The sequence below is a fragment of the Pantoea sp. GW821-FHT03E06 genome (assembly GCF_059420725.1).
The window spans coordinates 3,050,955-3,075,700 of the sequence record NZ_JBWKUG010000001.1 but is presented as its reverse complement, the minus strand read 5'-3'; the positions used below and the strand labels follow the sequence as shown (position 1 = coordinate 3,075,700).

Here is a 24,746-nt window from a genome sequence, read left to right as displayed (position 1 = left end):
TGGCTGCAAAAAAAGCGTAAAAAACCCGTTCCAACGCCATGCCAATCGATTGCGCAAAAAGAGGGTGTTGGCGCTACCGTCACCTGGCAAAACCGTTTACACTGTTCGCCTTCGCCCCTTTGCCGGGGCCTAAACTGCCGTTAAAAAGTAAGCTGAGTCAGGAGAGTCCGGATGTTAAAGCGTGATATGAACATTGCCGATTATGATGCCGCGTTGTGGCAGGCGATGGAGCAAGAGAAAGTGCGTCAGGAAGAGCACATTGAACTGATTGCTTCTGAAAACTACACCAGCCCACGCGTAATGCAGGCACAAGGTTCACAGCTCACCAACAAATATGCTGAAGGCTACCCGGGCAAGCGCTACTACGGCGGCTGCGAATACGTTGATATCGTTGAGCAGCTGGCAATTGATCGTGCTAAAGCGCTGTTCGGCGCAGATTACGCTAACGTGCAGCCGCACTCGGGTTCACAGGCCAACTTCGCGGTATATACCGCGCTGCTGCAGCCGGGCGACACCATTCTGGGTATGAATCTGGCGCACGGTGGTCACCTGACGCACGGTTCTCCGGTTAACTTGTCTGGCAAGCTGTATAACGTTATCCCTTACGGCATCGATGAAACCGGCAAAATCAATTACGACGAACTGGCTGAGCTGGCGCAAACCCACAAGCCGAAAATGATCGTAGGCGGATTCTCTGCCTACTCTGGCATTTGCGACTGGGCCAAAATGCGTGAAATCGCTGACAGCGTTGGCGCGTACCTGTTCGTTGACATGGCACACGTTGCGGGTCTGATCGCGGCAGATGTCTATCCAAACCCTGTTCCACATGCACACATCGTTACTTCGACCACTCATAAAACCCTGGCGGGTCCACGTGGCGGCCTGATCCTGGCGAAAAACGGTGACGAAGAGCTGTACAAAAAACTGAACTCCGCGGTGTTCCCGGGCGGTCAGGGTGGTCCTTTGATGCACGTGATTGCTGGCAAAGCGGTGGCGTTCAAAGAAGCGATGGAGCCAGAGTTCAAAACTTATCAGCAGCAGGTTGCTAAGAATGCCAAAGCGATGGTGGAAGTACTGCTTGAGCGCGGCTACAACATCGTTTCGGGTGGCACGCACAACCACTTGTTCCTGATCGATTTGGTAAGCAAAAATCTGACCGGTAAAGAAGCGGATGCTGCTCTGGGCCGCGCCAACATTACCGTAAACAAAAATAGCGTACCAAACGATCCGAAAAGCCCATTCGTGACGTCTGGCGTCCGTATTGGTACTCCAGCCGTTACCCGTCGCGGCTTCAAAGAAGCTGAAGTCCGTGAATTAGCGGGCTGGATCGCCGACGTGTTGGACAACATTAACGACGAAGCAACTATCGAACACACTAAGCAGAAAGTGTTGGATATCTGCACCCGTCTGCCGGTATACGCGTAAGTTTTACGCTTGCCGATGCGGTATAAAAAGGATGGCGTAAGCCATCCTTTTTTTATTGCCGTGGCCGCGGGGCTCTGACAAAGTAGCGGCCACTCATGCTGCTGAGCAGCATTTTTTGCTGGAGGGAATATGGCAATCGGCTCGGCCAAATGGCTCGGATTAGGCTACTTTACTTACTTCTTTTGCTACGGTATTTACCTGCCTTTCTGGAGCGTCTGGCTAAAAGGCACCGGTCTGGATGCCGAAAAAATTGGCCTGCTCATTGGTTGCGGCATGGTGGCTCGTTTTGTGGGGAGTTTGCTGATTGCTTCCCAGGTGAAAAATCCCTCGCAGCTCATCACCGCGCTACGCCTGCTGGCGTTAATGACATGTCTGTTTGCGATCGGCTATTGGATTGGACAGCAGTGGATGTGGCTGCTGTTAGTCATGGTGGGCTTTAACCTGTTTTTCTCGCCTTTGGTGCCCCTCAGCGACGCATTAGCCGCAACCTGGACCCAGCAAATCGGCCTGGCTTACGGCCCGGTTCGCCTTTGGGGATCGCTGGCATTTGTCATCAGTTCCGCCTTGACCGGCATGTTAGTCAGCGCCTTTTCATCACAGGCGATTCTCGTGCTGCTGTCATTGGGGGCGATGAGCATGTTAGGCGGCATGATGTTAACGCCAGCGACGAAACCACAAGGCAATGAACGTCAGGCAACGACCGACGGAGGCTGGCAAGCATGGCGTGAGCTGCTGCGTGAAAATGCCGTATGGCGTTTCATGCTGTGCGTAACGTTATTGCAGGGCGCGCATGCAGCCTATTACAGTTTTAGCGCTATCTGGTGGCAAGAGAGTGGCTATTCAGCGTCAATTGTCGGTTATTTGTGGTCGCTGGGCGTGGTGGCCGAAATCGTTGTTTTTGCCCTCAGCAGCAAGCTGTTCCGCCGCTGGACCGCGCGCGATCTGCTACTGCTATCTGGCGTATGCGCCATTGTGCGCTGGACGTTGCTCGGTTCCAGCACGGCGTTGCCGCTGCTGATCGTGGCGCAGATTCTGCACTGTGGTAGCTTTACCGTTTGCCACCTGGCTGCGATGCGCTTTATTGCCGCACGCAAAGGCGCAGAAGTGATTCGTTTGCAGTCGCTGTACTCCGCGCTGGCGATGGGCGGCGGTATTGCGGTAATGACGATGATTTGCGGCGTACTTTTCACCCATCTGCAAGGACACCTGTTTTGGGTGATGGCCCTCGTGGCGCTTCCGGCACTGTTCCTGCGCCCGCGCGTGGCTTAAGTCTCCAGCAGCTGGCGAATGCGCTGCTGCTGATGGCTACTCAGCGGCAGCTCGGCATGAATCAGCGGCGGTGAAAAAAGCGGTAACGAGATAGCATAGGGCGTGATGACCAGCGCAATATCACGTGATGCCCCTTCACGCTGAAAGTGCATCACGTCTTGATAAGTGATGTTGATCGGCAACAGCGTCATCTCACGTAGCTGCTGCTCCAGCAGCTCTTCCAGCGCCGAATCTGCGCCGGTCAGCAGCAGGACCTGTTTTTCCTGCAGCGCACTTTCCTGCATCAGCCAGGCACCAAATAACACCGCCACCAGGCTCACTTCCTCAGCGCTAAAACGCGTGCCAAAATCACTGCTGAAATGCTGCAGTGCGCGCTCCGTAGTGCGCAGCAGGCGTGGGTAAAGCCGTGCCACATCCAGCGCCACGCTGTTATCGATACCGATAGCGAAATGGCTGCGGTCCAGCGCCTGCGCCAGATGGGTAAAGAGTTGCAGGGTGAGCTCAGGCTGATTCCTGAACTGTGTCTGCGCCAATTGTTCAAAGCGTGCGATGAGCGCGTGTACCGCACCCATCAGTTTCACCGCCTGAGGATCGCGGAGCTGTGCACCATCAGGCGCGTGAATCAGGCTAAACAGCAGCGTCCAGAAATCGGTTTCGCTCACATCAGGCGCTATATGGCAGCGTTTCTGCCAATGGTGGATAACATCATCAGCGGCGCTTCGTTCTATCTTCTCTGCCAGCCACGCGCGCTGCGCCTCGCTAAAGATGGCGTTTTGGCGCTGGCACAGGGAATATTTCATAAAGATCTGCAAAAACAGACGATCGCGTGGGCTAAACTCACGCGCGAGTCGCAGGCTACAGTGCTGAATTAACGCCTGCAGATTGGTTTCATCCCAGAGCGCTTTCTCAATTTTCAATACTTTCAGGCGCTGGCGCAGAACCGGGGCAAAATGCTCGCAGACGAAATCCTGCGACAAACGCAGCGCGCGTCGCAGCCAGTGGATCAGGCAGAGTCGCCTGTCCAGTTCCGTCCCATGAATGCGGAAGCTGCCATCTACCATCTGGTGTAGCTCCAGTTGATGGTAACGCTGTATCTCCTCTCCCACATCCGCGATATCCTGTCTGGCGACAACAGGCGCCACGCCATTTAACTGGCAGAGCTTTTCAAGCGTCAACGCGGGAGCGGGCAGAAATAGCAGCAGTAGCAGATGACAACGACGCTGGGAACGGCTGAAGAGTGGTGCAGAAGAAGGTGCAGAACTCATCAAGGGTTAATCCGCAGGTCATTTTTGAGCTAAGAATAGCTAACTCCACGTGGTAGCCCTGCACTTTGTCGTGACTTTTGTTCAGAGCTTTAGGGCGGGTCACAATTTTTCTGGACCACTCTCCACTTCACTTTAAAATTGTTACGTTATAACACATGAAAATTGCTCTCATTACGTTTACGCTGTTATTCAGCACGCTAGCCTGGTCTCATCCGCATAGCTTTATTGATATGAAAACCCAGTTCATCAGTGAAAACGATCGTTTAAGTGGTATGAAAATGGTCTGGACCATGGATGAAATCACCTCGGCTGACCTGCTCTACGACGCAGGAAAAGCGAAGCCCGGCGATGTGGTGTGGAAAAAGCTGGCGGCGCAGGTGATGGCTAACGTGCTGGGTCAGCACTACTTCACCGAAGTGTGGCAAGACAAAAATCGGGTTAAATTCCTCAACTTGCCGAAAGAGTACAACTTGTCGCGCGCGGGTAACAAAGCGGTGCTGGAGTTTATTGTGCCGCTGGGTGAGCCGCAGTCATTGAGCGCGAAGCAGTATCGCATTCAGACGTTTGATCCGAGCTATTTCGTGGATATGTATTACGACAATCCGCAGGCATTAACCATGGACGACACCGTTAAATCACACTGCCAAATCGATTTGCATACGCCTAAACCCGATGACTCGCTCAAGCAGTATGCGCTGTCGCTGGATAAGGCCGATGCGCCGCCGGAAGATATGGATCTCGGCCAGCAATTTGCCCAAACGGTAACCCTGACATGTCATTGATTTCTTCTCCTTCACGTCGTCTATGGCCGCTGTGGCTAATGGCGGTGTTGCTGCTGCTGGCTGGCGTGCTGCTTTGGCAGCATTGGACGCAAATTTTGCTGCAAAGCGTGCTGTGGCAAAAAGTTCTCAATCGCGAGATGACGCAACTCTTGCAACAGGTGGCTGAAAAACCGCAGCAGGCGGGGGGAACGCTGATGCTGTTTAGCCTGGCGTACGGCGTGCTTCACGCGCTTGGCCCGGGGCATGGCAAAGTGGTGATCAGTACGTTTCTCGCAACGCATCCCGCGAAGCTCAAAACCAGCCTGAAGCTGACGCTATTGGCGGCATTGTTACAGGGCGGCGTGGCGATCGGTTTAGTCACGATGATGCTGGTGGTGCTGCAGACCTCATCACGGCAGCTGCATCTCGGCAGCTACTGGCTGGAGAAGGGCAGTTATCTGCTGGTGATTGCGCTTGGCGTGTGGGTAGGCTGGCGTGCACTACGTTTGCTGAGCCAATATTTACGTCCTGCGCAGAGAATGCAGATTCGAGCGATTCAACTGCAGCATCAGCATGATGAACACTGCGGTTGCGGCCACGCGCATCTGCCAACGGCGGCGCAGATGGACAAGGCAGTGAGCGCTAAAACGCAGGCGCTGGTGGTGCTCTCCATGGGGCTGCGGCCCTGTTCCGGTGCCATTATGATGCTGCTGTTTTCTAAAGTAATTGGTGTTTATGTCTGGGGTGTGGCATCAGCCGTGGCGATGGCGGCGGGCACGGCATTAACCGTTTCGGCACTGGGTTTATTGGTGCAGCGTTCACGTACACTGGCGCTACGTTTAGGAAATTCACGTGGCACCGGCCAGTCAGCAAAGCTGCTGATGCCGCTGCTCGCTTTATTGGGAAGCGTGCTATTAATCGCTGCAGGCGTTGCTTTGTGGCAAAGTGCTTCGCCGGGTATTGGCGGCGGAATTCGTCCTTTCATTTAAGTAAAAAAATAATAAGCGCGGCGGGAACATCCTTCCGCTGCGTTTATTTTTGTTCTCTACTTCATATAATTAAATATCTCATTCGTTGTTATCTGGTGAAAATAGCGTTCTCTTACTAAGCTCATTTACACCAGTGAGACTTCTGGTCCATTTAGCAATAATAAAAAATTATCGTGATATTTTGCGAGGAGAGAACGATGCCTGAATCTCGGATTAATAATGGCAGCGTGGAAACTGTGCATGAAGCCCATGTCGGTTTACCGTTGAAACGTATTTCCTGGAGCGCAGTATTTGCCGGCGTTATCGCTGCGCTAATCATCCATATATTATTAGGTATTTTAGGTACAGCCATTGGCGCGACATCCATCGATCCGCAACAGGAACAAAATCCGCTGCAACATCTGGGCACGGGGGCGTTAATTTGGACCGGCGTAAGTATGCTGTTGGCGATTGGTGTAGGTAGCTATGTCGCTGGACGGCTGGCGCAACGGGAGGGCGCACTACATGGGTTATTGATGTTTGGTGTGAGTACCATTTTAACCCTGTGGCTGGCGATAACCTTAGCAACCGGTATTATTGGCGGCGCTTTTAATATTTTAGGTGCGGGTGTTAATGCCGTAGGCAGTGGAATTTCAGCCGTTGCGCCATCGGTAACCAATATGGCAAAACAACAGCTTCAGGAAAATAACATTAATCTGGATGATTTAAAGAATGAACTGCAAACGACCCTTCGTCAGACGGGTAAGCCGGAATTACAACCTGAGAATTTACAAAAAGAGGTAAATAGCGAAGCAAATAATGCGCAGGATCAGGCGAAACAAAGCGCGCAAAATCCACAAAATGCGGATACCGATCTGGCAAATTGGCTGAAAGGGGTAATGAGTCGTCATTCCGATACCTTACAAGCGGCCGATCGCGACGCATTGAAAAATATTATTAAAGCTCGTACCGGTAAAAGCGATCAGGAAGTTGATCAAATTGTTACGCAGACCGAGCAAAGTTACCAAAAAGCCGTACAGCAGTATCAGCAGTTGAAACAGCAAGCGGAGCAGAAAGCACGTGAAGTTGCTGAGAAAGCGGCTGCGGCAACGGCAAAAGCAAGCTGGTTTACCTTCTTTATGCTGATCATCGAAGCGGTTCTGGCGGGCGTTTTGGGGCGGATTGGTCGTAAGACACAGCCGCATCAGGTATTAAGTCACGAACGTCGGTAATAAAAAAGGCGGCTGATTCAGCCGCCTTCTCTTACTTAGCGCTTCAGCGCTTCACTTAATTCTTCACGCATGGTGGCCAGCATCGCTTTAACCACGCGTGGGTTACCGGCGACAATGTTACCTGACATCAGGTAACCGTGGTTGCCGGTAAAGTCAGTCACCAGGCCTCCCGCTTCGCGTACCAGCAGTTCGCCCGCCGCAAAATCCCACGGCTTCAGGCCAATTTCAAAGAAACCATCCACGCGTCCAGCCGCCGTGTAAGCCAGATCCAACGCAGCCGAACCGGTGCGACGAAAATCCGCACACTGGGTGAACAGTTTGCCTACGATATTAATGTAAGGAGTGGCATGCTGCTTCAGCTTGAACGGGAAGCCGGTAGCCAAAATGGTGCCGTCCAGATCGCGAGCGGTGCTGCCGCGCAGACGATAACCGTTCAGCTGTGCGCCCTGACCGCGTACGGCGGTGAACAGTTCGTTGCGCATGGGATCGTAAACCACAGCCACTTCGGTGCGGCCTTTGATGCGCACAGCGATAGATACTGAGAAGTGGGGTAAACGTTTAATGAAGTTGGTGGTGCCATCCAGCGGATCGATTACCCATTGAATGTCTTGATCTTCGCCCGCCAGTTCACCGCTTTCTTCGGTGATGATGGTGTGTTTCGGGTACGATTTACGAATTACTTCGATAATCAGACGTTCTGCGTCGCGGTCAACATTGGTAACGAAGTCGTTGCTGCCTTTTTGGCTGGCTTCGACAGCGTCCGGGGTTTCGTAATTCTTGGCAATTAAATTTCCGGCCTTGCGCGCTGCGCGCACGGCGATGTTGAGCATCGGATGCATCGGTATCTCTCGCTGGATGTTAAAGAACGGGGAAAACGGCGCGGAGTATATCAGTGTGTTCAGCAAATGTCCTACTTTTATGTTAGGATGCGCGCCATCATTTCCCTGATCGCCTCTAATTATGCTGCAAAATATCCGAATCGTACTGGTAGAAACGTCTCACACCGGCAACATGGGCTCTGTCGCACGCGCCATGAAAACCATGGGTTTAACCAACCTTTATCTGGTCAACCCGTTGGTAAAACCTGATTCTCAGGCCATTTCCCTCGCCGCCGGCGCCAGCGATGTCATTGGCAATGCGCGCATTGTCGATACCATGGATGAAGCCATTGCCGGTTGTAGTTTAGTCGTCGGCACCAGCGCCCGTTCGCGTTCCCTGCCGTGGCCTATGCTTGACTCGCGTGAGTGCGGCATTAAAAGCGTGGAAGAGGGCCAGCAGGCACCGGTTGCGCTGGTATTTGGCCGTGAGCGGGTGGGGTTGACCAACGAAGAGTTGCAGAAGTGTCATTACCATGTGGCGATTCAGGCCAATCCGGAATACAGCTCGCTAAATCTGGCGATGGCAGTGCAGATCATCGCTTACGAAGTGCGGATGGCGTGGCTGGACGCGCAAGATAAAGCGGCGCCGGTTGCCGAGCCTGAAGAATCGCCGTATCCATTGGTCGACGATCTGGAGCGCTTCTATCAGCACATTGAGAAGATGATGTTGAACAGCGGCTTTATTCGTGAAGGCACGCCAAGCCAGGTGATGAGCAAGCTGCGTCGTTTATACACGCGCGCACGTCCGGAACGCGATGAGCTAAATATCCTGCGCGGCATGATGGCCTCATTCGAAAAGCGCAAAGGTAATGGGGATAATAGTTGAGTTAAACAGTTGGTTAAATAGTTGAGTAAATTACTTGGTTAAATAGTTGACCGTTTTACTCGGGAATGTCAGACTGGCGTCAATTCATCAGATAACCCGCCGATAACCGGACGGACGCTTACGAGGTTGTATGCTATGAGACTGACATCCAAAGGACGTTATGCCGTAACCGCTATGCTGGACGTTGCACTGCACTCACACGAAGGCCCAGTGCCGCTAGCTGACATTTCTGAGCGTCAGGGCATTTCGCTATCCTATCTGGAGCAGTTATTCTCACGCTTACGTAAGCATGGCTTAGTGGCCAGCGTTCGTGGTCCGGGCGGCGGTTATCTGTTAGGTAAAGACTCTGGCGCCATTGCCGTGGGTGCGGTAATCACCGCCGTTGATGAATCTGTCGACGCCACCAAATGCCAGGGTAAAGAAGGCTGCCAGGGCGGCGAGCGTTGCCTGACGCACGTTCTGTGGCGCGATCTGAGTGAGCGCATCAGCGACTTCCTTAACAACATCACGCTGGCGGAACTGGTGAATAATCAGGAAATCCTCGATGTTGCCGATCGTCAGAACGCGATCGATAATCGCCGCTTCCAGCAGCATCGTGTGCAAGAAACCATCAACGTTAATCTCCGCGCGTAATTGATCTCACTTCGGCCTTTCCTGCTAAGGTAGGTTAGGCCGAAGCATGCTATAAAGACGTATGATTTTTTATACGGAGTTTTAGCGCAATGAAATTACCGATTTACCTGGATTACGCAGCCACCACGCCTGCCGATCCACGTGTTGCCACCAAAATGATGCAGTTCCTCACCATGGATGGCACCTTCGGTAACCCCGCTTCCCGTTCTCACCGTTTTGGCTGGCAGGCTGAAGAGGCCGTTGATGTTGCTCGCAATCAGATTGCTGAGCTGGTCAATGCCGATCCGCGTGAAATCGTTTTTACCTCTGGCGCAACAGAAGCTGATAACCTGGCAATTAAGGGGGCAGCACAATTCCATCAGGCGCGCGGCAAACACATCATTACCAGCCAAACCGAACACAAAGCGGTGCTCGACAGTTGTTTGCAGCTGGCGCATGAAGGCTTTGATGTCACGTTCTTACAGCCGGGCAGCGACGGCATTGTCACGCCGCAGATGCTTGAATCTGCACTGCGCGACGATACGGTGCTGGTGTCGCTGATGCACGTTAATAATGAAACCGGTGTGATTCAGGATATCGCTGCCCTCGGCGCGCTGTGCCATGCGCGAGATGTGCTGTTCCACGTTGATGCCACCCAAAGCGTCGGCAAGTTACCGATTGACGTCAGTGAACTGCCGGTGGATATGATGTCGTTCTCGGCGCACAAGCTATATGGACCCAAAGGCATCGGTGCGCTGTGGGTGCGACGTAAACCGCGTCTGCAAATCGATGCGCAGATGCACGGTGGTGGACACGAGCGTGGTATGCGATCAGGCACTTTGCCGGTGCACCAGATTGTTGGCATGGGCGAAGCCTATCGCATTGCGCGTGAAGAGATGAGCAGCGAAATGGCGCGTCTGGCTGAGCTGCGCCAGCGTCTGTGGAGCGGCATCAGTAAACTGGGTAATGTGAACCTCAACGGTTCGCTCGAACAGGGCGCACCAAACATCCTCAATATCAGTTTTGCCCACGTTGATGGCGAATCGCTGATTATGGCGCTGAAAGATCTGGCGCTCTCATCCGGTTCCGCCTGTACCTCGGCCAGTCTCGAACCCTCATATGTACTGCGCGCAATGGGCGTTGAGCAGGAGCTGGCACACAGCTCGCTGCGTTTTTCGCTCGGACGTTTCACAAGCGCAGAAGAAATTGAGTACGCTGTCGAGCTGGTTAATAAAGCGGTAACGCGCCTGCGGGCAGTATCGCCTGCGGCAACCTCCCGCTAATTCATGCACCCCTTGCGCCGGTTCTGGCGCAAGGTGACACCTAACGCAAACGGAGCCACGCGATGACAACACAACCGATGATAATTACGCTCAGCTCCCAGGCCGCCGACGCGCGCTGGGGTGACAAAGCATTGCTGAGCAGCAACGAAAGTGGCATGACCGTTCACCTGACTGGCGCCGACGCGCTGATGAGCATCCAGCGCGCCGGGCGCAAGCTGGACGGTCAGGGCATTCGCCACGTTGCGCTGCACGGCGAAGGCTGGGATTTGGAAAAATGCTGGGCATTCTGGCAAGGCTATCGTAGCCCGAAAGGCAAGCGCCAGGTCGAGTGGCCGGAATTCAATGAAGTCGATCAAGCTGAATTTGAGCGTCGTTTGAAGATCGTTGATTGGGTTCGCGACACCATCAACCTGCCGGCGGAAGATCTCAGCCCCGAGCAGCTGGCGCATAACGCGGTTGATTTGATCAGCGAAGTCGGCGGCAAAGCGGTGAGCTATCGCATTACCAAAGGTGACGATCTGCGCGAGCAGGGATATGCCGGCATCCACACCGTTGGGCGTGGTTCCTCGCGCGTACCGGTACTGCTGGCGCTTGATTTCAACCCAACCGGCGATGAAGCTGCACCGGTTTATGCGTGTCTGGTGGGTAAAGGTATTACTTTTGATACCGGCGGTTACAGCCTCAAGCAGAGCGCTTTTATGGATTCAATGAAGTCCGACATGGGCGGCGCGGCAACGCTGACCGGCGCACTGGCGTTAGCGATTTCGCGTGGTCTGAACAAGCGCGTGAAACTGTTCCTGTGCTGCGCAGACAACATGGTGAGCGGCAACGCGTTCCGTCTGGGTGACATCATCCGCTATCGCAACGGTAAAACCGTTGAAGTAATGAACACCGATGCGGAAGGCCGTCTGGTGCTGGCCGATGGCCTGATCGATGCCAGCGAGCAAAATCCAGAGCTGCTGATTGATGCCGCCACGCTGACGGGCGCAGCGAAAACGGCCTTGGGCAACGATTACCACGCGCTATTTACCTTTGACGATGTGCTGGCCGAATCGCTGCTCGGCAGCGCAACCGGTGAGAACGAAGCCTTCTGGCGTCTGCCGCTGGCGGAATTCCATCGCAGCCATCTGCCTTCGAACTTTGCCGACTTGAATAACATCGCCAGCCCGTCACACGCGGCGGGTGCCAGCAGCGCGGCCGCGTTCCTGTCGCATTTCGTCAGCAAATACCAGCAGGGCTGGCTGCATATTGACTGCTCTGCCACCTATCGCAAAGGTGCGGTGGATCAGTGGTCCGCCGGTGCAACCGGTTTGGGTGTGCGTACCGTCGCCAATCTATTGCTGAAATAATCCCCATCACGGCAGGCGCAGGCCTGCTTTTTTTGGAAATGACTACATGAGTAACCGTCTTGAAGAGGTGCTGAAGCTGGCCGCCACTGAGCCTGCGCACCGTCCGGAATTTTTCCAACTGCTGCTGGAAGCCGATGTTTGGGTACCTGGCGAAAGCCCTGACGAACAGTTTGATGCCACCTCACCGGTTGAGTTACAGCACTGGGAAAAAGAGGGCGGCGGCAGCGTAATCCCGTTCTTCACTTCCGAAGAAGCGATGGGCGAGGCGATCAAAGGTGAACAGCCGTATCTGCGCATGCCGGTGCGTACGCTGTTTGAGATTACACAGGGCGAAACGCTGTTTCTCAATGCGAAACTGCCTGCCGGCAAAGAGTTTTCGCCGGGCGAAATTGCTCATTTGCTGAGTGAAGAGGGCAGTGCGCTGAGTCAGCAAACCGTGCTGGAAGGCGGACAAGCGCTGCTGCTCTCCGAAGTGGCTGAGCCACCGGCGCAGATGATTGACTCGCTGACGCAGCTGTTTGCCAAGTATAAGCAGGTGCGCCGTGCTTACGTTGCCAGCATTCGTGAAAGCGCAGCGGAAGAGCCGAATCTTTTGATTGGCATCGAAGCGGATAGCGATATTGATGAGATTATTCAGGCAGCGGGCGGGGTGGCAACCGATACGCTCGCCGATGATGCACCGATTGATATCTGTGAAGTGGTGAGTGAAGATCGCGGCGTCAGCCATTTCTTTACTGCCCACATTACGCCTTTTTACGAGCGTCGCTGGGGCAGTTTCCTGCGCGATTTCAAAGGCAGCCAGCGGATTATTTGATGTATTGCCTGGTGCGCATGAATGCGCACCTTTGATGTAGGGTCGCCATTCATGGCGACCTGATCATCACTTCTCAATCGGTAAATCGTCGCGGCTGCCCCATTCCCCCCACGAACCGTCGTACAGCGTCACATCGCGTACGCCAAGTGAGGTCAGCGCCAAAATCACCACCACCGCCGTCACACCGGAACCACAGCTGGCAATCACCGGCTGATCCAGCTTCACGCCTGCTTTTTCAAACAAATCGCGCAGTTCTGCCGCCGGTTTCAGTTCACCGTTCGCCACCAAACTGTTCCACGGCACGTTGAGGCTATGAGGTATATGACCGCGCAGCAGCCCTGGACGCGGCTCATCTACTTCGGCGTTAAAACGGTTAGCCGCGCGCGCATCCACAATCTGTGCGCCGCCTTCATGGCTAATCAGCAGCACGTCGGTCAGACGTTTTACCTGCGTACTGTCATAGGTCGCCTCAAATTCCGCTTCTGGCAGAGTAACCGGCCCGCTGGCTAATTCGAAACCGGCGGCCTTCCAGCCCTGTAATCCCGCGGCGAGAATTGACACGTTTTCACAACCGAAGGCGCGCAGCATCCACCACGCGCGCGGCGCGGAGAACAGGTTGCCTTCGTCATACACCACCAGATGTTTATCCCGGCTGATGCCCAGCTCGCGCATTGCTACCGCAAAGGCTTCGGCGCGCGGCATCATATGCGGATAGGGGCTGGTATGATCTGAAAGCGCTTCGATATCGAAGAACGGTGCATTCGGCAAATGGCCGGCAAGATATTCAGCCTTCAGATCCCTTACGGCTTCCTGGCCGGGTGGCAACATGCGGGCGTCAATAACCTGCAACGTTTCCTCGTTGTAATGTTCTTTCAACCAATCGGCGGACACAAATATGGCTGTCATAGCAACCTCTTCTCAGCAAACGGGAAAAGACCAGTCTCCGGGAATGTGAACGCTATCTCAAGGGCATGATTGCTAAAGTTGGCGGGTTGATGTGAAATTGCGCAACATTACGTTTTCTTAACTTGAGAGTGGTGAGGGATTTACCATGGCAAAACCTTCTAACCGGCTGCTGCTCAGCATGCTGATCGGTGGTGTACTACTGGGCGGCACAGCATCGACGCTCTACGCGGCGGAAACTGCAGCCGCAACAGCAACGCAGAAATCACTCTCCGTTATCGATCTCTCCGAACTGCAACTCGACGGTGCCGCAGCGCTGGTGTTGACCTTTAACGCGCCGCTCGATAGCCAGCAGGATTTCGCGGCACGCGTGCAAATTATCGATGACAAAAGTGGCAAAGTTGATGGCGGCTGGGAGCTGGCGCAAAACGGTAAAGTGCTACGTTTTCGCCATCCTGAACCCTCTCGCAAATTGACCGTCAATGTCGATGCTGGCCTCAAAGCGATCGATGGCAGCACGTTATCTGCGCCCTTTAGCCAGACCCTGACCACGCGTGATATCCAGCCGATGGTGGGTTTTGCCAGCCGCGGTTCGCTGCTGCCGCTGCGCCTGACACAGGGATTACCGGTGCTGGCGCTGAATGTGAACAACGTCGACGTGGATTTCTTCCGCGTGAAGAAGGCCACGCTGGCGGATTTCCTCGCTCAGTGGAATTACGGCAATAATATCTCGTACTGGGAATCACGCGATCTGCTCAAAAACGCCGATCTGGTCTACAGCGGGCGTTTCGATCTTAATCCGGCGCGTAACACGCGCGAAAAAATGCAGCTGCCGTTGGGCGATGTCGAGGCGCTAAAACAGCCGGGCGTGTATCTGGCGGTGATGAAACAGGCTGGAACTTACAGCTACACGCAACCGGCTACACTGTTTACCCTGAGCGACATCGGCCTGTCGCTGCACCAATTCCCTGATCAGTTGGAGCTGTTTGCCCAAAGTCTGGTCAATGGCGCACCGCTTGATGACGTCAGCGTGCAGTTGCTGGATGAAAAGGGCAAGCAGCTGGCGAGCGGTACCAGCGACCGTAACGGCCATTTGCGTTTACCCGCGCATGCCAAAGGCAAGTTGCTACTGGCAACACAAAAAGGCCAAACTTCGCTGATCGATCTCGCTCGACCCGCGCTGGATCTGGCGGAGTTCCCGATTGATGGCCCGCAAGGCTATGACAAACAGTTCTTCATCTTTGGCCCGCGCGATCTCTATCGTCCCGGTGAAACGGTGATCGTCAATGCGCTACTGCGTGATGCTGATGGTAAACCTTTGCCGCCGCAGCCGGTGAAAGCCGAAGTGGTGCAGCCGAATGGTGAAGTATCGCAAACCTTCGTCTGGCAAGCGGACAACGGCGTTTATCAACATCGCTTCGCGTTACCTCCCTCAGCCATGACCGGTGAATGGACACTGCGCATTAACAGCGGTGACAACCAGCCGCGTAGCTGGCCGTTCCACGTCGAAGATTTCCTACCCGAGCGCATGGCGCTGGCGCTGAGTAACAACGCACAGCCGCTCAATCCGGCTGCAGACGTTACCTTTGATGTGGACGGGCGCTATCTATACGGTGCGCCTGCTGCTGGCAATGAATTACAAGGGCAACTGTTCCTGCGCCTAGCGCGTGACGCGGTTGCGGCGCTGCCGGGTTATCAGTTTGGTGACATCACCGAAGATGTGAAACGTACGCTGGATGACGTAGACGAGAAGTTGGATGAGAGCGGAAAGCTGCAGCTTAAGGTTGAGAGCAGCTGGAAGGAGAGCCATTCGCCGCTCAACCTGATTCTGCAAGCCAGCCTGCTGGAAACCGGCGGCCGTCCGGTGACGCGTCGCGCTACCCAGGCAATCTGGCCCGCGCCTGCGCTGCCGGGGATTCGTCCGCTGTTTAACAGTGAATCGGTATATGACTATCGTACCGATCGCTATCACGATGAGCCCACGGTGGCGGAAAACAGCCTCGCCGAGTTCGATGTGGTATACGCAAATGCGCAGGGTGAAAAACTGGCGGCGCAGGATCTGGATGTACGCTTGATCCACGAACGCCGCGACTATTACTGGAGCTTTTCCGACAGCGAAGGTTGGCAATCGCGCTACGATCAAAAAGATCTGCAGGAAGAGCAGCAGCGCATCACTCTTCCCGCTGGCGGCAGTCAGAAAGTGAGTTTCCCGGTGGAGTGGGGCAGCTATCGTCTGGAGGTACATGCCGGTGACAACATCATCAGCAGCGTACGGTTCCAGGCCGGATATGGCTGGCAGGACAACACCAACGGCACCGGCGCGCTGCGTCCGGATCAGGTCAAACTGAAGATTGATAAAACCGCCTATCAAGGGGGCGACACCGCGCATGTGCAGGTTGAATCACCCGCCGCCGGTAAAGGCTATCTGATGGTGGAATCCAGCAGCGGCACGCTGTGGTGGCAACCGTTGGATGTTCCGGCGGGCGGCGCAACCATTGATGTGCCGATTAGCGACAGCTGGCAGCGACACGATCTCTATCTCAGCGCCATCGTAGTACGTGACGGCGACAAAGCTAGCGGCGTTACGCCGAAACGCGCGGTCGGCTTGTTGCATCTGCCGATGGCCACTGAAGCGCGCCGCCTCAGCTTAGCGTTAGACGCGCCGGATAAAATCCGCCCTGAGCAGACCTTAAAAGTGAAGGTAAAAGCCAGCCGTGAAGGTGGCGCATTGCCGAAGCAGGTTCAGGTATTGCTGTCTGCTGTAGATAGCGGCGTGCTTAACATCACCGATTACAAAACCCCCAATCCATGGGACGCCTTCTTTGGTCGTAAGCGCTATAACGCCGATCAATACGATGTATTTGGTCAGCTAATTGAAGGCGGCGGCAAGCTGGCCGCGCTGCGCTTTGGCGGTGACGGCGACGAGGCGGATGCGCTTTCGCGCGGCGGTAAAAAGCCGGTTACCGACGTGCAGATCATCGCACAACAGCTGCAGCCGGTGACGCTGGATGCCAACGGTGAAGGCACGCTGGAACTGCCGATCCCGGCTTTTAATGGTGAGCTGCGTTTAATGGCACAGGCCTGGAGCGACGATAGCTTTGGCGCTGCCGATCGCAAGCTGGTGGTTGCCGCACCGTTGATCAGCGAACTGGCGACGCCGCGCTTCCTTGCCAGCGGCGATCAATCCACGCTGGCACTGGATCTCACCAATCTCACCGATCAAGCGCAAACGCTAAAAATTAACGTCAGCGCCAGCGGCCTGATTGCACTTAACGGCCAGATCCCCGCCAGCGTGCAGCTAGCGAAAGGCGCACGCACCACGCTGCAGATCCCGGTGAAAGCGCAGGGCGGCTTTGGCGAAGGCAATATGCAGGTCAACGTATCCGGCATGAGTTTGCCGGGCGAAACCCTGGCAGCGAGTGAGCGCAGTTGGAAAATTGGCGTACGCCCGGCTTATCCGGCGCAAACGCTGAGCTTCGATAACGTGATGCAAACCGGCCAGAACTGGCAGGTGATGGCGAGTGCTTTCAATGGACTACAGCAGGATACCCTGAGTGGACAACTGTCACTCAGCAACCGTCCACCGCTGAATATCGCCAGCTTCATCAGCTCGCTGTATGCCTATCCCTACGGCTGTCTGGAGCAGACCGCCAGCGGCATTTGGCCCTCGGTGTTCACCAATCATGCGCAGCTGACGGCGATGGGCATTAAAACCAGTAGCGATGAGGCGCGCCGCGCGTCAATTGATACCGGCATCGCGCGTCTGGCTGGCATGCAGCGTGGCAACGGGAGCTTTGGCCTGTGGAGCAAAGAGAGTCAGGAAGAGTTTTGGCTCACCGCTTACGTCACCGATTTCTTATTGCGCGCCAGCGAAGCGGGCTACAGCGTGCCGGATGGCGTGATCAGCCGCGCCGATGAACGCTTGCTGCGCTACCTGCAGGACCCGGCGCAGATCGAAACCAGCTGGAGCAGCGATGCCGATGGTTTACGTTTCAGCGTGCAGGCCTATGCTGGATTGGTGCTGGCCCGCCAGCAACAGGCTCCACTTGGCGCATTGCGCGCACTGTATGAAAAGCGTGAGCAGGCCAAATCCGGGCTGGCAATGGTGCAGCTTGGCGTGGCGTTGAAAATGATGGGCGATCAGCAACGCGCACAGCTGGCGCTGGCGCAAGGTATTGGTCTTGAACGTAAGCCGAACAGCTGGCTTGGCGATTACGGCAGCCCGGTGCGCGATCGCGCGCTGATTCTGTCGCTACTCACCGAAAACCAACTGCTGCCGGAGATGCAAGGTCCGCTGCTGATCGAGCTAGCGAAAGCTGTTCATGGGCAACGTTGGTTCTCCACCCAGGAAAACAATGCGTTGTTCCTTGCCGCTCGCACCTTGCAGCAGCACAAAGGTGAAAACTGGCAGGCGACACTGCAAGGCAACGCGCAGCCGCTGAGTAGCAATCAGCCACTGAATATCGGCATGACTGAAGATCAGCTGCGACAAGGCGTGTCGGTAAAAAGCGACAACGCGTCGCCACTTTATGGCACGCTGAATGTGGTGGGCTATCCGCGCAACGCACCGGCGCCAATGAGTAATGTGCTGAAGATCAGCCGGGAATACTTTTCACTGGACGGTAAGCCCGCCGACCTCACCAACCTGAAAAGTGGCGAACTGCTGGTGGTACGATTGAAGATTGCGGCCAGCGAGCGGGTCAGCGATGCGCTGGTGGTGGATCTGCTGCCTGCCGGACTCGAGCTGGAAAACCAGAACCTGAGCGACAGCAGCGCCAGCTTGGGCGACAGCGCCGATGCGCTGAAAGAGAGCATGATGGATATGCAGCAGGCCAATATTAAACATATTGAGTTCCGTGACGATCGCTTTGTCGCCGCGCTGGCGCTCGACGGCTACACGCCGGGCACGCTGCTGTATCTGGCGCGTGCGGTCACGCCGGGCAGCTATCGCCTGCCGCCGCCGCAGGTGGAATCGATGTATGTGCCTGAGTGGCGCGCGATTGGTACGACGCCTGAAAAAATCAATGTGCGATAAGTGTTGATGGGTAGGAGGAACCGCTCAAAGCGGTGGCGCTGGCTGCCGCTTTGTTTACTGCTGCTGGTGGCTGCGCTGTGGCTGCTGGATCGCCTCATGCCATTGCCGCTGCGTGAAGTACAACCGGCGCGCGTGGTGGTGGCAGAAGATGGCACGCCGCTGTGGCGCTTTGCAGACCCGCAAGGCATATGGCGCTACCCGGTCACTCTTGATGAGGTGTCACCCGCCTATATCGAGGCGCTGCTCACCTACGAAGATCGCTGGTTCTGGCGCCATCCCGGCATTAACCCACTGGCGATTGTTCGCGCCGTTGGGCAAAACGTGTTGCATCGCGGGGTGGTTTCCGGTGGCAGCACCATCACCATGCAGGTAGCACGACTTATCGATCCACAGCCGCGCACCGTGCGCGGTAAAGTGGTGCAGGCGTGGCGTGCGCTGCAGCTGGAATATCATCTCTCCAAACGCGATATTCTCACGCTCTATCTTAATCGCGCGCCTTTTGGCGGCACGGTGGAAGGCGTTGGCGCGGCGAGCTGGATTTGGCTGGGAAAGCCGCCGTCACAGCTCACCAAAGGTGAAGCCGCGCTGCTTGCGGTGCTGCCACAGGCGCCGAGCCGCTTACGTCCGGACCGCTGGCCGCAGCGCGCCGCAGCGGCACGCAATAAAGTGCTGGATCGATTGGCTGAGTATCACGTCTGGTCGCTGCAAGATGTCGCCGAAATCAAACAAGAAGCCGTTTGGCTAGCGCCGCGCCAGATGCCACAACGTGCGCCGCTGCTGGCCCGGCGCTTATTGTCGCTATCACCCGACAACAAAATTACCTCCACAATTGATCTGTCGCTCCAGCGCGAGCTGGAAAATCTGGCGGCGTCGCTAAAAAGCAACCTGCCGTCGCGCACCTCGCTGGCGCTGCTGGTGGTGGATCACCAGAGCATGAAGGTGCGGGGCTATGTGGGATCGGCGGATTTCACTGACGACAGCCGCTTTGGTCATGTGGACATGATAGCCAGCGTGCGATCGCCGGGCTCGGTGCTAAAACCCTTTGTTTATGGCATGGCGCTGGATGAGGGGCTGATTCATGGCGAATCACTGTTGCAGGATGTACCGCGCCGCTTTGGCGACTATCGTCCTGGCAACTTTGATTCGGGCTTCCATGGGCCAGTAAGCGCCAGTGAAGCGCTGGAGCGATCGCTGAATCTGCCAGCGGTGCAGCTTTTGGATGCCCTGGGGCCGAAAACGGTCGCTGCACGACTGCGTAATGTGGGGCTAAACCTACGCTTCCCGGCGGGAGCAGAACCTAATCTGTCGCTGATCCTTGGCGGTACCGGTGCGCGGATGGATGACATTGTGGCGGCCTACAGCGCTTTTGCCCGACACGGTAACGCGGCGCAGCTTCGCTGGCTGACGACACAGCCGTTGCAAGAAAGGCGGCTGTTGTCGCCAGGTGCCGCATGGATTGTACGGCGAATTCTGGCAGGTGCAGCGCAACCGCCGGCCAGTGGCGCAGTCGCCGATGTTGCGCCGCTGGCGTGGAAAACCGGCACCAGTTACGGCTATCGCGATGCGTGGACCATAGGTATCACGCCGCGCTATTTGATTGGCGTGTGGGTGGGACGGCCGGATGCCACGCCGGTCGCCGGACAGTTTGGATTTGCTTCGGCAGTGCCAGTGATGAATCAGGTCAATCATCTGCTGGCCGGACACGGGGCGGTGAGCGTGCCACGCGATCCTCGTCCAGCTTCTGTCAGCGCAATGAGCATTTGCTGGCCCGGCGGACAGCCGTTGCCATTAGGCGACGAAAATTGCCGTCAGCGCCGTCAAAGTTGGGTACTGAATCAAACCGTGCCGCCGACGCTGCTGGCGCCGGGCCAGGAAAGCGTCAATGGCTTGCGCCAGCGCTACTGGCAGAATAGCCACGGTTTGCGGGTGGCGGCCGATTGTCCTGACGCGCAAAGCCGCGAACGTGTGATGTGGCCATTGCCGCTTGAGCCATGGCTGCCGATTGCAGAGCGGCGAACGCAGCGTTTACCGCCCATCGATCCCGCCTGTCCGCCGCTCAATCAGGGCAATGCGCCGCCGCTGGTGATCACTGGTGTCATCAGCGGCCAGCGCGTGCAGCCGCTGCCGGGCAAAGTAGTGCTGGTAATGCCGGTCGCCGTTCAGGGCGGGCAAGGTACCGAGCGCTGGTGGTTTTTGAATGGAGAGCCGCTGGAGCGGGATGCCGGGAAAAATAGTGCGGGGTTAGTGCTGGACCAACCGGGCAACTATCAATTAGTGGTGATGGATGAAGCCGGGCAGCTGTCATCAGTGGTATTCACTCGCGGTTAAGTAGAGCGATATGGCATATTTTTTGCCTGCGCGCCCCGACAAAAATCAATTATTTTCAATAATTCCACCAATCGCCAATAGGCAACGCCCAACGATATCCCTATAATCGGCGCGTTTTCTTACCGGGAGCGGACTCCCGGATTCTTCAGGATGCTAACTAGAGGTCAACATGGCAATCGAACGTACTTTCTCAATCGTGAAACCAAACGCCGTCGCTAAGAACGTGATTGGTGCAATTTATAACCGTTTTGAAAGCGCGGGCTTCAAAATCGTTGGCGCAAAAATGCTGCACCTGACCAAAGAGCAGGCTGAAGGCTTCTACGCTGAGCACAAAGGTCGTCCATTCTTTGATGGTCTGGTTGAATTTATGACTTCTGGTCCAGTTGTGGTTTCTGTGCTGGAAGGCGAAAACGCCGTTCAGCGTCACCGCGATCTGATGGGTGCAACTAACCCAGACAACGCGCTGGCAGGCACTCTGCGTGCTGACTACGCAGACAGCTTCACCGAGAACGCAACCCACGGTTCTGACTCTGCTGAATCTGCAGCACGCGAAATCGCGTACTTCTTCGCAGAAAACGAAGTCTGCCCACGCACTCGCTAAGTCGCGTTGATGCCTAAGCGGACACGCGTGTTTACAGCTGTTCAACATCTGTGAAACGGTTCCCCTGGCATCATGCAGCAGATGTAGTACAATTATGCGCCCTTGTTGAGTCCGACTCAGCGAGGGCGCTGTTTTTTTCCTACTATTAACCAGAGCCGTAACGTGTAACAACGAGGCCAGAGAACATTATGTCCGAACAGATTGTGACGCCGTCGTCCGCTTCCCCCGTGGTAGTTTCCCCAAAAAACGAAAAAATTAACCTGCTGGATCTTAACCGTCAGCAGATGCGCGAATTCTTTCTTGAAATGGGCGAAAAGCCATTCCGTGCCGATCAGGTTATGAAGTGGATGTACCACTACTGCTGCGATGATTTCGAGCAGATGACCGACATCAACAAAGTGCTGCGTGGCAAACTGATGCAGCGCGCTGAAATTCGTGCGCCGGAAGTGGCGGAAGAGATGCGTTCCAGCGATGGCACCATTAAATGGGCGATTCGCGTAGGCGATCAGCTGGTGGAAACCGTGTATATCCCGGAAGCTGACCGCGCCACTTTGTGCGTCTCCTCGCAGGTGGGATGTGCGCTAGAGTGCAAATTCTGTTCGACGGCGCAGCAGGGCTTTAACCGCAATCTGCGCGTGTCTGAGATTATCGGCCAGGTGTGGCGCGCCGCCAAAATTATCGGTGCGGCGAAAATCACCGGTCAGCGCCCCATTACCAACGTGGTAATGATGGGCATGGGCGAACCGCTGCTCAATCTGAACAACGTGGTACCGGCGATGGATATCATGCTGGATGACTTCGGTTTCGGTTTGTCAAAACGTCGCGTGACGCTGTCAACGTCAGGCGTGGTGCCGGCGCTGGATAAGCTGGGCGATATGATCGACGTAGCGCTGGCAATCTCACTGCACGCGCCGAATGATGCCATTCGTGATGAAATCGTGCCGATCAACAAAAAGTACAACATCGAGACTTTCCTCGCGGCGGTAAAACGCTACATCGGCAAGTCTAACGCCAATCAGGGCCGTGTGACGATCGAGTATGTGATGTTGGATCACGTTAACGACAGCACCGACAATGCCCATGAGCTGGCAGCGTTATTGAAAGAGACGCCGTGCAAAATCAACCTGATTCCCTGGAACCCGTTCCCAGGCGCGCCCTATGGCCGCAGCTCTAACAGCCGTATCGATCGCTTCTCTAAAGTGCTGATGGATTACGGTTTCACCACTATCGTGCGTAAAACCCGTGGTGATGATATCGATGCCGCCTGCGGTCAGCTGGCGGGCGATGTGATTGACCGCACCAAGCGGACATTGCGTAAGAAAATGGCGGGTGAAGCCATCTCTGTGAAGGCGCTCTGAAAGCCAGCGCCTGGTGATACTCACCGGGCGTAACTCGTGTCAGTCTCTCCGCACACTTTTTAGGGAGAGACTGAAATGCGTAACGGATTACCCGCAGCGATTCTGGCTGGTTTTGTTGTAACCGGTTGTGTCAATCATCCTGTACAGCAGAGTGCAGCGGATATCCGCCTGCAGCTCGGATTGCACTACCTGGCGGTGAAGGATTATGCCGCAGCACAGCGCAATTTATTGCGTGCTCAGCAGGCAGCACCGGATGATTATCGTGTCTCGCTGGCCCTGGCTCGCGTGGCGCAGGCGCAGCAGAATAGCGCGCAAACACGTTGGCACTATCAACGGGCGCAGCAATTAGCGCCGCTGAATGGTTATGTGGCTAACAATTACGGTGCGTTTCTCTGCGGTTTAAGGCAGTATGACGAAGCGCATCAACAGTTTAAGCTGGCGATTACCGCGCAGGAGATCGACGCTCGTCAGGATGCTTTTCTGTTTTCGGGCTATTGTTTCCTGCAAGCTGATGAGAGTGCCGCAGCGCGCGAGCAGTTAGGTTACGCGCTGGATGCCGCACCGGAGCAGGGCAATCAACTGCTAAGGGAAGTGGAAAGGCGGCTTGAACAGCCGGAACATACGTCGGTTCCGCTGCTTTTAGAAGTGTACCATCAGCATTTGCCTGCAACGGCAGAGAGCACATGGTTACAGATACGTTTCGCCGCGCAACAGGGAAACGCTGCTGACGTTACACGTTATGGCGACCGGTTGGCGCGAAGTTTTCCACAATCGATACAGTACCAGCGTTATTTAGCTAATGAATACTGAAGCCACTCAAGAGAATTCTGCAGTACATTCCACAGGTGAACGCCTGCGTCTGGCCCGTGAGCAGATGGGGCTGACCCAGCAAAACGTCGCTGAACGCCTGTGCCTGAAACTTACTACCGTGCGTGATATTGAAGAGGATAAATCACCCGCTGATTTAGCTTCTACCTTCCTGCGCGGCTACATTCGCTCCTATGCCCGATTGGTGCATGTGCCGGAAGATGACCTGCTGCCGATGATGGCAAAACAGGCTCCGGTGCGTGCCGCTAAGATCGAGCCGATGCAGAGCTTCTCATTGGGTAAGCGTCGTAAAAAGCGCGATGGCTGGCTGATGATCTTCACCTGGTTGGTGATTTTTGTCGTAGTGGGTTTAACCGGTGCGTGGTGGTGGCAGAACCATAAAGCGTCACAGGCGGATCTGGTGTCGATGGCCGACCAAAACGGTAGCGGTGACAATAGCCAATCCATTCCACTGGGTGATAACAGCACCGACAGCAATACCGATGCGGATACAAATGCAGCCGGTACGCCAGTCGATAACGGTGCGGGTGCCGTCGCAACGCCTGAAAGCAACACCGCGAGCAGCGCGCCTGCTGCGAGCAATACTGCGCAAACCAACGGTAGCGATAACGCCGTGGTTTCACCAAGCCAGGCACCGATTGATAATGCGCCGCCAGCGGCCACGTCTCCGGCTCCTGCTAACAGCGTTCCGGCCGGCCAAATGCCTACCGCTAACGCGGCAGTCAGCCAGCCGGCAGGCGATCCAAATACCGTAGTGATGAACTTCAAGGCAGATTGCTGGCTGGAAGTGAGCGATGCAACCGGCAAGAAATTGTTCAGCGGTTTACAACGTAGCGGCGGTAAACTGAGTTTGTCTGGTACGGCTCCGTATCGTCTGAAAATTGGCGCACCGAGTGCGGTTGACGTGCAATATCAGAATCAGCCCGTTGATTTAAGTCGTTTTATCCGTAATAACCAGGTTGCCCGTCTGACGCTGGGTGCGCAATAACGCGCAGCGCGCTTTCCGGGGAA

Annotated in this window: 19 protein-coding genes; 16 read left to right on the top strand and 3 right to left on the bottom strand. The window is 55.5% G+C overall.

What is annotated here, in order from left to right; translation table 11 throughout:
- Positions 1–171: 171 nt before the first annotated feature.
- Complete coding sequence (gene glyA / locus AC07WB_RS14350; RefSeq protein WP_494940709.1) at positions 172–1,425, top strand: serine hydroxymethyltransferase; 1,254 nt, start codon at positions 172–174, stop codon at positions 1,423–1,425.
- A gap of 129 nt (positions 1,426–1,554) precedes the next feature.
- Positions 1,555–2,694 (top strand): 3-phenylpropionate MFS transporter, encoded by a 1,140-nt coding sequence (locus AC07WB_RS14345; RefSeq protein ID WP_400456833.1) that lies wholly within the window; start codon positions 1,555–1,557, stop codon positions 2,692–2,694.
- On the opposite strand, the gene csiE is transcribed toward AC07WB_RS14345, so the two are convergent.
- Positions 2,691–3,959, bottom strand: a complete 1,269-nt coding sequence (gene csiE, locus AC07WB_RS14340) for a stationary phase inducible protein CsiE (protein WP_400456831.1) — start codon at positions 3,957–3,959, stop codon at positions 2,691–2,693. The two genes, AC07WB_RS14345 and csiE, sit on opposite strands and share 4 nt — an antisense overlap.
- Before the next feature lie 155 nt (positions 3,960–4,114).
- Here csiE and AC07WB_RS14335 point away from each other — a divergent pair, with 155 nt between their 5' ends.
- The 3 genes from AC07WB_RS14335 to AC07WB_RS14325 all read left to right on the top strand — a co-directional run bounded on the left by AC07WB_RS14335 (position 4,115) and on the right by AC07WB_RS14325 (position 6,920).
- Positions 4,115–4,741 carry a DUF1007 family protein gene (locus tag AC07WB_RS14335; protein ID WP_097096415.1) on the top strand — a complete coding sequence of 209 codons (627 nt, stop codon included), beginning with the start codon at positions 4,115–4,117 and terminating at the stop codon, positions 4,739–4,741.
- Positions 4,732–5,709 (top strand): nickel/cobalt transporter, encoded by a 978-nt coding sequence (locus AC07WB_RS14330; protein WP_494940708.1) that lies wholly within the window; start codon positions 4,732–4,734, stop codon positions 5,707–5,709. The genes AC07WB_RS14335 and AC07WB_RS14330 overlap by 10 nt, the downstream gene beginning before the upstream one ends.
- A gap of 197 nt (positions 5,710–5,906) precedes the next feature.
- Positions 5,907–6,920: an MFS transporter gene (locus AC07WB_RS14325; protein WP_097096417.1), complete on the top strand. Its 1,014-nt coding sequence runs from the start codon at positions 5,907–5,909 to the stop codon at positions 6,918–6,920.
- A gap of 35 nt (positions 6,921–6,955) precedes the next feature.
- Here AC07WB_RS14325 and suhB read toward each other — a convergent pair whose 3' ends face one another.
- Positions 6,956–7,759, bottom strand: a complete 804-nt coding sequence (suhB, locus tag AC07WB_RS14320) for an inositol-1-monophosphatase (protein WP_345829858.1) — start codon at positions 7,757–7,759, stop codon at positions 6,956–6,958.
- Positions 7,760–7,880: 121 nt separating this feature from the next.
- Here suhB and trmJ point away from each other — a divergent pair, with 121 nt between their 5' ends.
- The 5 genes from trmJ to sseB all read left to right on the top strand — a co-directional run bounded on the left by trmJ (position 7,881) and on the right by sseB (position 12,682).
- Positions 7,881–8,624 (top strand): tRNA (cytosine(32)/uridine(32)-2'-O)-methyltransferase TrmJ, encoded by a 744-nt coding sequence (trmJ, locus tag AC07WB_RS14315; RefSeq protein WP_097096418.1) that lies wholly within the window; start codon positions 7,881–7,883, stop codon positions 8,622–8,624.
- 135 nt (positions 8,625–8,759) lie between these two features.
- A complete protein-coding gene (gene iscR, locus AC07WB_RS14310) occupies positions 8,760–9,257 on the top strand; it encodes a Fe-S cluster assembly transcriptional regulator IscR (RefSeq protein WP_097096419.1) in 498 nt (165 codons plus the stop codon).
- Positions 9,258–9,346: 89 nt separating this feature from the next.
- On the top strand, positions 9,347–10,519 hold the full coding sequence (locus AC07WB_RS14305; protein ID WP_494940707.1) for an IscS subfamily cysteine desulfurase: 1,173 nt from the start codon (positions 9,347–9,349) through the stop codon (positions 10,517–10,519).
- A 62-nt stretch (positions 10,520–10,581) separates the two neighbouring features.
- Complete coding sequence (gene pepB, locus AC07WB_RS14300; protein WP_494940706.1) at positions 10,582–11,868, top strand: aminopeptidase PepB; 1,287 nt, start codon at positions 10,582–10,584, stop codon at positions 11,866–11,868.
- 46 nt (positions 11,869–11,914) lie between these two features.
- Positions 11,915–12,682, top strand: a complete 768-nt coding sequence (gene sseB / locus AC07WB_RS14295; RefSeq protein WP_494940705.1) for an enhanced serine sensitivity protein SseB — start codon at positions 11,915–11,917, stop codon at positions 12,680–12,682.
- 66 nt (positions 12,683–12,748) lie between these two features.
- Here sseB and sseA read toward each other — a convergent pair whose 3' ends face one another.
- Positions 12,749–13,588: a 3-mercaptopyruvate sulfurtransferase gene (gene sseA, locus AC07WB_RS14290; protein WP_097096423.1), complete on the bottom strand. Its 840-nt coding sequence runs from the start codon at positions 13,586–13,588 to the stop codon at positions 12,749–12,751.
- A gap of 145 nt (positions 13,589–13,733) precedes the next feature.
- Between sseA and AC07WB_RS14285 the strand changes: the two genes are divergently transcribed.
- From AC07WB_RS14285 to rodZ, 6 genes are all read left to right on the top strand, one after another.
- Positions 13,734–18,620, top strand: a complete 4,887-nt coding sequence (locus AC07WB_RS14285) for an alpha-2-macroglobulin family protein (protein WP_494940704.1) — start codon at positions 13,734–13,736, stop codon at positions 18,618–18,620.
- Between the two features lie 6 nt (positions 18,621–18,626).
- Positions 18,627–20,948, top strand: a complete 2,322-nt coding sequence (pbpC, locus tag AC07WB_RS14280) for a peptidoglycan glycosyltransferase PbpC (RefSeq protein WP_494940703.1) — start codon at positions 18,627–18,629, stop codon at positions 20,946–20,948.
- A gap of 169 nt (positions 20,949–21,117) precedes the next feature.
- Positions 21,118–21,549: a nucleoside-diphosphate kinase gene (ndk, locus tag AC07WB_RS14275; RefSeq protein WP_007884899.1), complete on the top strand. Its 432-nt coding sequence runs from the start codon at positions 21,118–21,120 to the stop codon at positions 21,547–21,549.
- 188 nt (positions 21,550–21,737) lie between these two features.
- Positions 21,738–22,907, top strand: a complete 1,170-nt coding sequence (gene rlmN / locus AC07WB_RS14270) for a dual-specificity RNA methyltransferase RlmN (RefSeq protein ID WP_097096425.1) — start codon at positions 21,738–21,740, stop codon at positions 22,905–22,907.
- Positions 22,908–22,982: 75 nt separating this feature from the next.
- Positions 22,983–23,717: a type IV pilus biogenesis/stability protein PilW gene (gene pilW / locus AC07WB_RS14265; RefSeq protein WP_494940702.1), complete on the top strand. Its 735-nt coding sequence runs from the start codon at positions 22,983–22,985 to the stop codon at positions 23,715–23,717.
- Entirely contained in the window at positions 23,707–24,723 is a 1,017-nt protein-coding gene (rodZ, locus tag AC07WB_RS14260) for a cytoskeleton protein RodZ (RefSeq protein WP_097096427.1), read from the top strand. The genes pilW and rodZ overlap by 11 nt, the downstream gene beginning before the upstream one ends.
- Positions 24,724–24,746 lie beyond the last annotated feature (23 nt).

What these genes read in the sequence shown, in the direction of transcription:
- glyA (WP_494940709.1), top strand. Translation starts at nt 172, where the DNA reads ATGTTAAAGCGTGATATGAACATTGCCGATTATGATGCCGCGTTGTGG.
- AC07WB_RS14345 (WP_400456833.1), top strand. Translation starts at nt 1,555, where the DNA reads ATGGCAATCGGCTCGGCCAAATGGCTCGGATTAGGCTACTTTACTTAC.
- csiE (WP_400456831.1), bottom strand. Translation starts at nt 3,959, where the DNA reads ATGAGTTCTGCACCTTCTTCTGCACCACTCTTCAGCCGTTCCCAGCGT.
- AC07WB_RS14335 (WP_097096415.1), top strand. Translation starts at nt 4,115, where the DNA reads ATGAAAATTGCTCTCATTACGTTTACGCTGTTATTCAGCACGCTAGCC.
- AC07WB_RS14330 (WP_494940708.1), top strand. Translation starts at nt 4,732, where the DNA reads ATGTCATTGATTTCTTCTCCTTCACGTCGTCTATGGCCGCTGTGGCTA.
- AC07WB_RS14325 (WP_097096417.1), top strand. Translation starts at nt 5,907, where the DNA reads ATGCCTGAATCTCGGATTAATAATGGCAGCGTGGAAACTGTGCATGAA.
- suhB (WP_345829858.1), bottom strand. Translation starts at nt 7,759, where the DNA reads ATGCATCCGATGCTCAACATCGCCGTGCGCGCAGCGCGCAAGGCCGGA.
- trmJ (WP_097096418.1), top strand. Translation starts at nt 7,881, where the DNA reads ATGCTGCAAAATATCCGAATCGTACTGGTAGAAACGTCTCACACCGGC.
- iscR (WP_097096419.1), top strand. Translation starts at nt 8,760, where the DNA reads ATGAGACTGACATCCAAAGGACGTTATGCCGTAACCGCTATGCTGGAC.
- AC07WB_RS14305 (WP_494940707.1), top strand. Translation starts at nt 9,347, where the DNA reads ATGAAATTACCGATTTACCTGGATTACGCAGCCACCACGCCTGCCGAT.
- pepB (WP_494940706.1), top strand. Translation starts at nt 10,582, where the DNA reads ATGACAACACAACCGATGATAATTACGCTCAGCTCCCAGGCCGCCGAC.
- sseB (WP_494940705.1), top strand. Translation starts at nt 11,915, where the DNA reads ATGAGTAACCGTCTTGAAGAGGTGCTGAAGCTGGCCGCCACTGAGCCT.
- sseA (WP_097096423.1), bottom strand. Translation starts at nt 13,588, where the DNA reads ATGACAGCCATATTTGTGTCCGCCGATTGGTTGAAAGAACATTACAAC.
- AC07WB_RS14285 (WP_494940704.1), top strand. Translation starts at nt 13,734, where the DNA reads ATGGCAAAACCTTCTAACCGGCTGCTGCTCAGCATGCTGATCGGTGGT.
- pbpC (WP_494940703.1), top strand. Translation starts at nt 18,627, where the DNA reads ATGGGTAGGAGGAACCGCTCAAAGCGGTGGCGCTGGCTGCCGCTTTGT.
- ndk (WP_007884899.1), top strand. Translation starts at nt 21,118, where the DNA reads ATGGCAATCGAACGTACTTTCTCAATCGTGAAACCAAACGCCGTCGCT.
- rlmN (WP_097096425.1), top strand. Translation starts at nt 21,738, where the DNA reads ATGTCCGAACAGATTGTGACGCCGTCGTCCGCTTCCCCCGTGGTAGTT.
- pilW (WP_494940702.1), top strand. Translation starts at nt 22,983, where the DNA reads ATGCGTAACGGATTACCCGCAGCGATTCTGGCTGGTTTTGTTGTAACC.
- rodZ (WP_097096427.1), top strand. Translation starts at nt 23,707, where the DNA reads ATGAATACTGAAGCCACTCAAGAGAATTCTGCAGTACATTCCACAGGT.